Origin of the sequence: Leptolyngbya sp. PL-A3 (genome assembly GCF_039962325.1) — a bacterium.
Lineage (GTDB): Bacteria > Cyanobacteriota > Cyanobacteriia > Elainellales > Elainellaceae > Vacuolonema.
On sequence record NZ_JAMPLB010000001.1, the window covers coordinates 404,045 to 415,860 of the forward strand.

The 11,816-nt window shown below is 53.7% G+C and carries 9 protein-coding genes and 1 pseudogene; 6 read left to right on the forward strand and 4 right to left on the reverse strand.

Annotated elements, in window-relative coordinates; all coding sequences use genetic code 11:
- Positions 1-326: 326 nt before the first annotated feature.
- A complete protein-coding gene (locus NDI52_RS01695) occupies positions 327-1,034 on the reverse strand; it encodes a lecithin retinol acyltransferase family protein (RefSeq protein ID WP_190774089.1) in 708 nt (235 codons plus the stop codon).
- A 30-nt stretch (positions 1,035-1,064) separates the two neighbouring features.
- On the reverse strand, positions 1,065-3,170 hold the full coding sequence (locus NDI52_RS01700; RefSeq protein ID WP_190774090.1) for a S8 family serine peptidase: 2,106 nt from the start codon (positions 3,168-3,170) through the stop codon (positions 1,065-1,067).
- A 245-nt stretch (positions 3,171-3,415) separates the two neighbouring features.
- Between NDI52_RS01700 and NDI52_RS01705 the strand changes: the two genes are divergently transcribed.
- The 4 genes from NDI52_RS01705 (at position 3,416) to NDI52_RS01720 (ending at position 6,259) form a co-directional block, all read left to right on the forward strand.
- Positions 3,416-4,027 carry a hypothetical protein gene (locus NDI52_RS01705; protein ID WP_190774091.1) on the forward strand — a complete coding sequence of 204 codons (612 nt, stop codon included), beginning with the start codon at positions 3,416-3,418 and terminating at the stop codon, positions 4,025-4,027.
- Positions 4,028-4,223: 196 nt separating this feature from the next.
- The gene (locus tag NDI52_RS01710; protein WP_190774092.1) at positions 4,224-4,484 is read left to right on the forward strand and encodes a BolA/IbaG family iron-sulfur metabolism protein; all 261 of its coding nucleotides are present in this window, start codon (positions 4,224-4,226) and stop codon (positions 4,482-4,484) included.
- A gap of 315 nt (positions 4,485-4,799) precedes the next feature.
- Positions 4,800-5,018: a sulfur carrier protein ThiS gene (gene thiS, locus NDI52_RS01715; protein ID WP_190774093.1), complete on the forward strand. Its 219-nt coding sequence runs from the start codon at positions 4,800-4,802 to the stop codon at positions 5,016-5,018.
- A 260-nt stretch (positions 5,019-5,278) separates the two neighbouring features.
- Positions 5,279-6,259: a DUF1517 domain-containing protein gene (locus tag NDI52_RS01720; RefSeq protein WP_190774094.1), complete on the forward strand. Its 981-nt coding sequence runs from the start codon at positions 5,279-5,281 to the stop codon at positions 6,257-6,259.
- A 401-nt stretch (positions 6,260-6,660) separates the two neighbouring features.
- On the opposite strand, the gene NDI52_RS01725 is transcribed toward NDI52_RS01720, so the two are convergent.
- Together NDI52_RS01725 and NDI52_RS01730 are read right to left on the reverse strand one after the other, a co-directional pair.
- Complete coding sequence (locus tag NDI52_RS01725; protein WP_347280094.1) at positions 6,661-7,959, reverse strand: TIGR04283 family arsenosugar biosynthesis glycosyltransferase; 1,299 nt, start codon at positions 7,957-7,959, stop codon at positions 6,661-6,663.
- Between the two features lie 3 nt (positions 7,960-7,962).
- Positions 7,963-8,568: a L,D-transpeptidase gene (locus tag NDI52_RS01730; protein WP_199308077.1), complete on the reverse strand. Its 606-nt coding sequence runs from the start codon at positions 8,566-8,568 to the stop codon at positions 7,963-7,965.
- A 243-nt stretch (positions 8,569-8,811) separates the two neighbouring features.
- On the opposite strand from NDI52_RS01730, the gene NDI52_RS01735 reads away from it, so the two are divergent.
- Entirely contained in the window at positions 8,812-9,339 is a 528-nt protein-coding gene (locus NDI52_RS01735; protein ID WP_190774095.1) for a hypothetical protein, read from the forward strand.
- A gap of 599 nt (positions 9,340-9,938) precedes the next feature.
- Positions 9,939-11,774: pseudogene (locus NDI52_RS01740) on the forward strand (substrate-binding domain-containing protein); the annotation flags it as partial.
- Positions 11,775-11,816: the final 42 nt, after the last annotated feature.

An 11,816-nucleotide genomic window follows, 5' to 3' on the forward strand; every position in this document is an offset into this window, starting at 1 on the left:
CAAATCTGAGTTTCAGTTACGCATTTGTATTGTGGGTGGGGTGCTTCGCACCCCACCCACAATACAAATACACTATGGATAGCGGGCTTGCGTAAGTCCTGTTTTCAGGCTTCAAAGCCGAGAGTTCGCGTCCGTTGGGCGCGCACTCTCGGCTTTGAGCTCATCATGAGAATTGCTGGATGTGTCTCCCACACCTCACTCAATCTAAATGCACTCGGCATTGCAACTTGTATAGTTCCTCGGCTCAAGAATTTTGCAGGGGATGCATTATTGTTTCGCGTCTACTATGGTTTTAATCTCGCTTGTACGCTGTTGCAACTGAAGAATTAACTTTTTTGGATAGCGGCGCGTTTCTGTAACCATTCCACATTGTTTTGCAGATCTTGGGTAATTGTTCCCATCTCTGCCATGTTGCCTTCCAACTCCTGAATGCGTTTTTTCTGTTGTACTTTGCGTTCCAAAGCAGCGCGGGCAGCATCTTCTTTCCCTTGTTTAAGGGCGAGCATCGCAACACGGTGCCAGGTGTCTGCCTCAGACTCGGCCTGGTGGTGTTGGGCTTCCAGTTGCATTTGAGCGATCGCCGTATTTTGCAGCGCGTTATCGAAGAGATGCAGTGCATGGATTGGATCGGCATCGTGCGCTGCGGCATCCACAGTGCGCCCCGAAATCATGCGCTCCAGGGTTTCGGCTGGGAGGCCAAAATTGCTGATTTGGAAGCTTTCGCTCTTGCCAACCTTGCACCAGGTCGCGAAATGCTCACAGTTATTGGTCAACAGATTGTACTGCTGCTCCCCCAGGCGGCTCTCGGCCCGCTCAATCACGACATCATCAATAAAACTTGCCGCGTACATCTTTACCGATACCGGATTCCCCCAAGAGAAATCTTTCCAGGGGGTTCGGCGGATTGTCGGCTCAGCCTCTGCCTTGCTGTAGTGAATGACGGTACCATCGCCACAGTCAATACCGTGATGCTCATAAACCCCTTCCAGGTTTAGCAGTGGACGCATCACGAAAATTTGGTCACCACGGGCCATAGTTTTTTATGCTCTAATCTCTACTCCATTTTATAAACCCAGACTCAGCTGCCATCGTCTCAAAGTACCAGTATGACCGGGGGCATTGTCGGTAATCTTCAATTGCCAGGTGCCCCGGGGAGATTGGTTAAGGAGCGATCGCAGCAATGGGGTTGTCTGTAAGGAATAGGTATATTGCAACTGTGTGGCCTGGCCTAACGTGCGGCTCTGGAGCAGGATGGCATTACCTTGTGGCGGCTGAAGTTGAATGCTGAGATCGCCCAGATACTCGTGGGTGACTTCGACGGTAATCCGCAGATCGCGAAGTGGTTGGGTTTCACGAGCCTGAATCAGGCTGGTAATGCCCCGCAGATTGAAGTCGGGGATAGCAACAGCCGTGGTATTTTGCAGATTGACCCATTGGTTGGGGATGAGCGGGGTGGGAAGGCGATCGCGTGCCAATTTCACTGCCCGTGCTGCATTCACCTTGCCATAGCCAAACCACTGGGAGTAGCCATTGGCATCGTAGGAGCCGAAGCGGTTTCCCAGTTGCGGATCGGGGTCGGGATCTACCAACTTATCCGCGGTATCCTGCAAAATTTGGCGCACTTCCTGGCTGGTCAGGAAAGGATTGATAGAGAGTACGAGAGCGGCAACACCCGCCACCACCGGGCAAGCGCTGGAGGTGCCGCCAAAGGTGCTGGTCAGGTCGCCGCCTTCGTAGCCACTGGGGCCAAGGCGATCGCTCGTCACTACCCCTAATCCCGGTAAGGCCGTACGAATTTCTGGTCCCGTAAAGACATACCCCGTTTCGGCCAACCAAAGCCCCGGCGGTGCATTATTGCTCGGAGCTGCTACAGAAATCGCATTGCCCCAATTGCTGTAAGCTGCTTTTTTGCCCAGGCTCGTAGTGGCGGATACTGTAATCACGTCAGGATGTACCGCAAACCCATTAAGCCAGTTGGTTTCACCTCGCACCACATTGCCTGCCCAACCGCGCTCGTTGACATTGCCATTTACCGGACGGTTAGCATTACCTGCAGCAAAAACCACGACGCAGCCCCGGCCACCGCGCCCTTGACGGGCTGCTCGTGTAATTGCCGCCCGTTGCCGCAGAGAAAGCGAAAAGTATACAGCACTGGCTCCCCAGCTACAGGAAATGACCCAGGCTCCCTTCTGAACAGCCCAATCAAACAGCTCCTCGATCGCCCGATCATCCAAAAAACCAGTTGTGCGAAGAGGCAGAAGGCTACACCCAGGAGCCACTCCCACAATACCTGTACGGTTTTCCTCCGCCACGGCGACCCCAGCACAGGCGGTGCCATGGTTTTCGCTGCCCTGGGGTAGGGGCAAGTTATCCTTTTCCTTTAAATCTCGGGGGGCGACAATTTTGCCTGACCCCTGAAAATCTGGATGGGCCAGGTCAAACCCATCATCGGTGACGGCGACGACCACCGACCGTTCCCCCCGTGTCATGTCCCAGGCTGCTTCAACGGAAATATCCGCCCCGCGGACCACCTGGTTGCCGGCCTGCGCGCTCAGGTACCACTGGCGTCGATAAGCCTCATCCTGCGGGCGATAGAGCCTTTCACTGTGGAGCACGATGTTGGGCTCTGTCAGCAACACTTCGGAGTAACGCATCAAATGATTGGCAATTTTGATCGGGTTCTCCTGGGCCTGGAGGGTCACTTGAAAGACAAAGGCCTGGGGGATGCCTTCAATCGGTTTAATTCCTTCTAAGCCAACGGCGGCGGCGATCGCCCGAATCTGATCCATCGAGACCTGGGGGGCAAACTGCACCGTTATCTCATCTGTCAGGTAGACCAGGGTTTCAGGGCTGTTTTCAATTTGATAAACGTGGCTGGCAAAGGCCACTGCTTCTGAGCGACGGGCCTGCTCCATAACAGCATCCAGCCGTTCTGGCTCCACCTCTACCTGTAATAAGTCCACTGAAGGGATAGCCATCACTGACTCCGGCATCAGGGTTGGGGTGATGGCCTGGGGGGCGACCCCTTCGCGCATGCTAATGGTGAAGCGATCGTCCACTTTCACCAGTCGCAGTTCTTCGCCCCCCCGCTGTAAAATCAATCCTTCCCGACCGGCACGCACTCCCGGCGAATTAGAGTTTGGTAATGGTGACTCAAATGCCCCAGTCATAAAGCTTCGCTCCTGACAGCCTAGGTCTTCCACGGGTTCCAGTGTACTGGCTCCCAGCCGGATTGAAGCAGATTCCTTTTAACCAAAACTCCATATTGTCCATTGTCCTGGGGCTGTTGCACGGATCAGTCGATCCACAATATTTAGGTTGCCATTGTCAACCGGAAGACCTTCCACAAGGTGCTACTATTGAACCTTGTATCAGCGGGTTCATCTCCAGAATCCTCTCTTTCACGTACCTTCCCATGCTGATTTCTAAAGCATTTCGTCTTCTCGCACTCATTGGTTTGACCACGATTCCGGGGAGCTTTCTGGTTGCCCATGGCGCACTGGCTCAAACCACTGATAACATTGCCCCCGCCGTTCCCGATTCGTCTGCTTTTCCCGAACAAACGGATGATGGCCGTCCATTGATTCAGGATGATCGGATTCTAAGCATTGCCAATGGGCAGCGCCTGATGGAAGAGGCTCAAACCGCTGTGAGTAACGAAAATTATGAAGTAGCGGCCCGCAAGCTTCAGGAAGCCCGTCAGGTCTTCAACCAGTTGTCTAACCTCTATCAAGATTTGCTTGGCAGCTTCACCGGGGTTGATGCTCGCGTTGCCGACACTCTGCGCCGTCAAGCGTATGACACAACCCAACTACGGGATGAGGCGAGCTACCAACTAGCCCTGGTACACCGAGCTCAAAACCAACCGGATTTGTCGGTTCCGCTGTTGATTCAAATTGTGCGTAGCCAGCAGCCCACACGGGATCTGGGGCAGCGGGCCTACCGCCAATTATATGAATTGGGTTTTGTTGATTCTCCCTATCCTCCCACAGGTGGTGCAACCTCAACCCTGCCTGCTAACCCTTAAGGAGATACATCCGGAAGTTGTGAGCGATCGCAAGTCCCTCACAGCTTCTTAAACTTATCAATTGGCTATCCAGGATAAGAGAAGAGAGGGCAGGTACCACGTACTTGCCCTCTCTTCTCTTATCCTGGATAGCTGTCGCTATATATTTAAGAGTGGGGTTATCCCATACTCAGAAATACCCAGGAGATTTATCACAATGATTAGCCCCAGTCAGGTGGAATCCATGATCAAGCTGGCACTTCCCGACGCGGATGTGCAAATTCAAGATTTGACCGGTGGCGGTGACCATTATCAGGCGATCGTGGTTTCCTCGGCTTTTGAAGGCAAGTCGCTGATTAAACAGCATCAGTTGGTCTACAGTGCGTTAAATCAGGCTATGAGTTCTGAAGCAATTCATGCACTTTCGCTTAAAACGTTCACCCCAGAATCTTGGGAACAGTCGAAGCAGAGCGCCTAATGACCCTTCTGTTGTAGAGATTGTGCCTTTTCCACGAAGCCTTTAGATGAGCAACATCAGATGAGCAACAGCTACGGGTAAACGGTGTAAGGGCAGGTTTTGTCGTTATCTCAAACCCAAAACTGAGATTGTTCAAACCCGCCCTTACTGTGAGAGGCAATCAACAGTAAGGGCGAGTTTTGTCAGGGGTTAACAGCACAGGCAAGAAGGGTTTGCTAAACCCACCCCTACAGATCTTTTTCCCCTTGCATTTATACCTTTCCTCCTAACCCATTCCTCTCTTCCCCTCTGCCCTCTGCTTTTCATTCATTTTTTATGGATTCTCAAACCCTTATTACCCTGCAAGTTAACGGCGAAGCGCAGCAATGCATCCCAGGCACTTCGCTGCCCCAGTTGCTAACGCAGTTGGGGCTTAACCCTCGCCTGGTGGCTGTTGAATACAATGGCGAGATTTTGCATCGACAGTTTTGGGATATAACGCAGATGCAGTCGGGCGATCGCCTCGAAGTTGTCACCATTGTGGGTGGTGGCTAGTACGCTGAGGCGGCAATCCATCACCTTATGTTTTGTGTGAGGTTCGGAGCACCCCACACAGAACATAAGGTTGCAAACTTAGGCCGCAGCCTACTAGTCCCTAACAGAGGGGAACTTAAGGTGATGACTTGAGTACGGTCATCACCCCTTTAGAGTGAGGCCGTTGCCGTTCCCGCGATAGTTTGAAAACGGTACATTAAGAGACATAGTGAGATAAAAGCTTGAAAGCGATAAAAGATCAAAGGGAGATGGGCGATTCTATGCCTAAAAACTTGTTAAGTCGGATTCGGCCCCTGCTGAAACCCCTGGTCGTCTTCGCACTGGTCTTTGCTCTGGTGTTTGGGCATGCGAGTGATGCGATGGCGGCTTCCCGCGCAGGCGGTGGGCGTATTGGGGGTGGGAGCTTCCGGGCACCCGCACCGAGTCGCACCTACAGCCAACCCAGCCGTCCTTATGTAGCCCCCGGTGGTGGTGGTTACTATCCGGGTGGCGGTTACTACCCAGGTGGTGGTTTTGGGTTCCCCTTCTTGGTGCCCATTTTCGGGATAGGTGGCTTTGGTAGTCTGTTTACCCTGCTGCTGTTTGTTTCCATTGCTGGGTTCCTGGTTCGTGCCTTCCGGGGGGCCACTCAGAATAATGACGAATTGGGCTATAGCTCACCGTCCGTCTCCATCGCCCGCCTGCAGGTTGGGCTGCTGGCTCAAGGCCGCGAGCTGCAAGCGGATCTAAACCGTCTAGCAGAAACCGCTGATACCGGTTCTTCGGCGGGTCTAGCTCGAGTATTGCAAGAGACCACGCTGTCCCTGTCCCGTCATCCTGAGTATTGGGTCTATGGCGGTACTGACAATGCTCAAACCCGTTTGGAATTGGCAGAAGCTCAGTTCAATCGTCTGGCTCTGAGCGAGCGCGGTAAGTTCTCGGCTGAAACTCTGTCGAACGTGAACAACCAATTGCGTCAGGCTACGATTCCCCAGTCTTTGCCTGCGGGTGACGGTGGGCAGGCTCTTATGGAGGCTCCGGGTGAATACATTGTGGTGACGTTGTTGGTAGCCGCTCAAGGAAACTTGTCCCTGCCTAAGATTCAGAGCAGCCAAGATCTGCGGCAAGCCCTGAGCCAGGTCGGTTCTGTGTCGAGCGATCGCCTCCTGGCCCTGGAAGTTCTCTGGACACCCCAGGTGGAGGGTGAGACCCTCTCGGCAGAGGACGTGGTTGCAGAGTATCCTGACCTCAGACTGGTATAGCCTAGCGTTTGTTGGAGGTTGAGTGTCACGGCAAACTCCTCCCTCTAACAAAAGCTGACTATCGATAGTGGGATATCATCATGGGGGCGAATTGCCCCCTATTTTTTTGGATTCATACTCACAGGACTTACGCAAGTCCACCATGTATAGAGCAGCAATTCTCATTTTGAAATCAGGCCCGAAAACCGCGCGCCTTTGGCGCGCGGTTTTCGGGCATCAAAGCCAAGAGTTCACGCCCGTCGGGCGTGGACTCTTGGCTTTGATGCCCATACTGAGAATTGCTGTTTATAGAGCATTTGTGTTGTGGGTGGTGTGCTTCGCACACCACCCACAACACAAATGCGTAAGTCCTGACTCAATTTTCTGTGGGGTGAGTTTCGCTCACCACACAGAAAATTAAGCTATAGATGGCGATCGCGGTACCAACGCACCAACTGTTGCGGGGAAAGACCCAAATAGTACCCCAAAATAATCAGTTGGTTGATGAGAGTAGTCTTCCAAACTCCCAACTTTTCCCAGCGACGGCCAGAGGTGAGGACAGCTAGAGGGGCGATCGCGACCCGTCCCAACCGCCGGGCTCGCTGCATGAGAATAAACTCCTCCAGGAGTGCGACCTCAGGAAATTGCCCCAGACGTTCAAATGTTTCTCGCCGCATGAAGAGGGCTTGATCGCCGTAAGGACGTTGAAATAGGCGCGATCGCCAGCGCACGCCCCATTCTATCCAGCGCAATCCCCAATGGTTGCCTTGAATGGCTAACTCAAAGGCGCCAACAACGACATTGGGTTGTGTCAGGGTCGTGCGCACGGCATGAACAAAGCCCGTCGGTAAGCGGGTATCGGCGTGCAGAAATAGGAGAATGCCGCCGCTAGCTGCGTTGGCTCCCACGTTCATCTGGTGGGCCCGTCCAGCAGATGCCGAAAGAAGTTGTACATCCAGAGATTGGGCGATCGCCACCGTCCCATCTGTGCTCCCCCCATCTACTAGAATCACTTCAACCTCTGGGGTTTCCTGCAAGTGCTCGATGAGTGGGCGAATGTTCCCAGCTTCATTCAAGACTGGGACAATAACTGAAAGGGTCTGTTGCTGAACCGCTTGCCATACGGGTAAATCTTCCGGGTAATCCACATCCGAAAGCGGAGCCAGGGTATGCACGGAAAGACCAAGATTTTGGGCGATGGTTTGGGTCTGCTGAAAAACCTGGTCAGTGCTCCAGGCAACGCCCTGGAATAATTCGGAGATGGGCGATCGCAACCCAATCAAATAATAGCCACCATCGGTAGCCGGCCCTAACACGACATCGGCCTGCTCAAGTCCGTTCAACGCCTGTTCCAGCACATCGGCGTTGATGTCGGGGCAATCAATGCCGATGATCACCAGCCGGGACGCCCCGGATTGAAAGGCTGATTGCATCGCAGCAATGAGGCGATCGCCCAGATCCCCTTGCTTCTGGGGTTGGTGATTCCATTGCAAGCCGAGCCATGCTGTAATGGCAGCTTCGTCGCCTCCCGCTATATGAAGGGTTACGGTCACGTCGCGGCGCTGCTGTAAGCAACGCACTTGACGCAGCGTATGCTCCGTCATCTGGCGTTGAACTCCAGCGGCTCCCTCTGGCCCTAAAGCTGGAATCAGCCGGGTCTTGGTAGAACCCGGCTGAGGGTAACGCGTGAAAATGGCGAGGTGATTCAAGGAGTCGGGCACGGCTTAGGGAACGACGGTTACGGGCGTCCCCATGCTAACCTGGGCGAACAATGCCTGGATATCGTCGTTATATAGCCGGATGCAGCCGTGGGAGGCGGGAGTGCCCACACTCTCCGGGTTGGGAGTGCCGTGCATGCCTACCCAATTGTTCCCATCCGTCCAGAACCCAATCCAGAAGCGACCCAGAGGGTTACGGGGGTTGCCACCTTCGATCACTTCATGGGTAAAAGGATTCATCCACGACGGGTCGCGAATCATCTGCCGCACTTCAAACTCCCCCGTCGGGGTGGGGAAACTAGAACGACCCACGGCTACAGGAATCGTGCGCAGCACTGTGTCGCCCTGAGACAGGGTCAGGCGGCGATCGCTTAAATCAATCGTGATGTGCAATGCCCTTTCCTCCGGGAGAACCATCTCCGGAGGCACCAAGTCGGGGTAAGACTCATGAAGCAGCGTCGTAAATCTATCCGAGGTAGTAACCTCCTGGGCTTTGGCCGGTAAAACTTCCCCAGCGAACATAACGAGTAGCGCAGCGCCACATAAAAGTGGGCGAGAGAAACGGGATACTGACTCCCCAAAATAGTGAACAACTTTGCTGAATTCGGACATGAATCAAGAACCCCGTAAATATCCTTAAAACCTGCTTAGTTCTAATGCCTAGAATTATGCTCAATTTTTGCAGAGTCTGTCATTCAGCCTTTGGCAGGTCTGTTTTGGGTCGGTGATATGAACCCTTCTAAGGATAGATTCACTTTTCCAAGTACAGCCATGTTCGTGAGAGCGATGCTACGGCCTTAATCAGCATTGTCAGTAAGTATAAAAAACGATCCATTCAGAAAAAGTTGAGTTAGCATGGGTGGCAACCTTACGGGCAACCTGGTGGAGAGAAATTATATGGTGGTGAGGAAGACTCAATGGTTGGGCGCTTCTTTGGCGATCGCCACGTTGTTGGCGGGAGCCCAAGCCGTTCATGCTCAAGAAGTACAAAGTGAACTGCGCTCACAGCGGTATCAGGATGAGTACCCAACGGTCCAGGACGAAATTCTGGATACCTTCTTTACGAATTCGGGTGACTTCTACCGTAACACTGGCTTCTTGGGTACAGTAACAACCTTCCTGGGGCCGTTCCCCGAAAATAATATCGCTCGTGATGCCGACGCGACTATCGAGTTGGTGCAAGAGTTACAGGAGATCCAGTCCACCAGCGATCCGACCATTCGCACAGTAGATCTGGACAACCCCTTCGGGACTTCACTGCTGTTACTACCTCCCTATGAAGCCCCAGTACCTTCCCCTCGTCCGGCTTACATTCCCCCGATTCAGGGTCCAGCCTCATCACCTCCACCTCCGGCTCGTGGTCCTGTGCGAGGCTTGTACTAAAGGTTTGTCAGAAGTTTTGGGTAGAGCTGAAGCTTCTACAAAAAATTCTCAGACTGGAAGAAACGTGTGCTTTAAAAACTCATGTACAGCCTACGTTTCAAAACTACTTGGCTTCACCAGTCTTTGAGAGGTGTCATTGACGCAACAATTAGAAAAGCTTAAGTGACCGAATGAAAACAGCCCTCCGGGGCTGTTTTTTTGTCTAAATTTGGGTGAAAACCAGGTCGTGAGCTTAGATTACAGCAATGTGCGGGTTGATTAAGTACGGTGGTGTGGGGCACGAAGTGCCCCACACCACCGTTGCTGTACTTAACGCACTCGCACGTTGCTATAAAGTGTCGGGTAGTGTTCTAGATCCACGAGTGGGGTGTGGTGAAAGAGGCACTTTGTTCCCCTTTCACCACACCCCATTCACAAGGTTTGAAGCATGATCAGGTGGCGGTTGGAAGACTGGGGCGATCGCGCCAGAAGAGCCAAAGTTTCTTAGATTTGCTGCATCAGGAACTTTGTTATTTTTCTGAAGGTGTTTATAATTAGCACGTCTTTTGGAAATGTTGTTTTTTTGTCAGAGATTGTTACAAGTTAGCTGGATCGTTAATATGCTGCAACGAAAGGGTATTCCGTTCTTTTCTCTGGCTTTATTTGTGGCGATCGCCACTTCTCAGGCTATTGCCCTAGTCTTAACAACGGAGAGCCGATCGGTGCTAGCGCAAACCCCGTCGTCTTCCCCAGTCCCTACCCCATTTTCAGTTCCCAGTGGAGCTCGAGTGTTGGTAGACGGCGATGAGAGTCTGAGCGTTGTAAATAATACCCTGAAGCAGAAGTACGAATCCAGCTTTCCTGGCGCAACGGTTGAATTATCAAGCTCCAGTTCTAACGAAGCCTTGCAAGTTCTCCGGGATGGAAAGCTAGACATTGCATCGCTCGGACGGCTATTGACAGATGCAGAGAAAGCCGAAGGGTTGAAAGAAACACGTCTGGCCCGGGAGAAAATTGCCATCGTGGTCGGCCCCAATAATCCCTTTAAAGGCAGCCTGACCTTTCAGCAGTTTGCGCGGATTTTTCGGGGTGACATCACGAATTGGTCTCAAGTGGGCGGCCCCAATGTACCCATTCGGTTTGTGGATCGCCCAGAGTCCAGCGATACCCGCCTGGCCCTCAGTCAGTACAGTATCTGGAAAGAGCTGGGTGGGTTTACGGCTGGTTCTCCTGTGAAACCTGCCAATGAGGATAGTACCGATACTGTGATTAAGGCTCTTGGAAATGACGGCATTGGTTATGCCGTGTATAGCCAGGTGCGCGATCGCTCCGATGTCACCATCCTACCCATGCATAGGGCTCTTCCGGATAACCCTGCCTATCCCTATTCCCAGCCTCGGGTTCTTGCGCATAAAGGTACTTTAAGCCCTGCTTCTCAAGCCTTTCTGGCTATGGCAACGGGGGCAGCGGTTGTGGCCGCTCCACCCCCGGCTCCTGCTGGCGAGACTGCTACTACGGCCTCCCCTGAGGCCTCTCCCCCCACGGAAGCAGGGGCAGAGGCCCCTCCGGCTAAAGGCGAACCCGAGGGAGATGTCGCTGCGACCTCTAAACGAGACTGGTTACCCTGGCTGGCCTTACTGTTAATAGGTGCTCTGCCCTTTATATTGAAAGCCTTCCGGCGTCCCACCGCTGCCCCACCGCCTGCTGCTCCTCCCAACTGGGCGCAGCGGGCCGCAGGTAGTGGTGCTGGCAGTGGAGCTGCCCCTGTTACTCCTCCGGTTGAACCCGTTGGAGGAGTGGTAACTCCACCCCCACCTCCTCCACCCGCTGCTGCTCCTGTCCCACCCCCCCCGCCTGCCGCTACTCCTGTCCCACCGCCCGCTGCTTCTGCCCCACCCCTACCTCCACCACCCGCTGCTGCTCCTGTCCCACCTCCCGCTGCTTCCGCCCCACCTTCCCCGCCTGCCGCTGTTCCTGTCTCACCCCCTGCTCCTGTAGCAGATGCCGACTTGGTGGCAGCAGCTCCTGCAACGGACGATGAGAAGAATAGTCCGTCGTTGCCTCTAGGGGCGATCGTGGCAGGAGCTGCCGTTTTGGGAGGAATCGCCGCTGTTGCCGGTTTGGCCGGATCTGCTGCTCGCCCCAAGAGCCGCATTATTCTTGTCCCCCGAGACAATGATACGGGCTATGTTTACTGGGAAACGCCTGAGAGCCATCGCCAGGACGTGCGGAAACAGGGTGGCCGAGACCTTAAATTGCGTGTCTATGATGTGACCGGATTGGCGAATCCCGAGGCCAGTGACCTCCATGACCTCGCCGATGGGCAGTTGCAGGAGTACGCCGTTGCAGAAGCAGATCAGGATCGCCATCTACCACTTCAGCGCGATCGCGATTATCTGGCAGAGATTGGTTACACAACGGACGATGGAAGCTGGCTGGCCCTGGCTCGTTCTAACTCCATTCGCTTAAATGGAGCGGCTGGGCTAGCAGGTGAACCC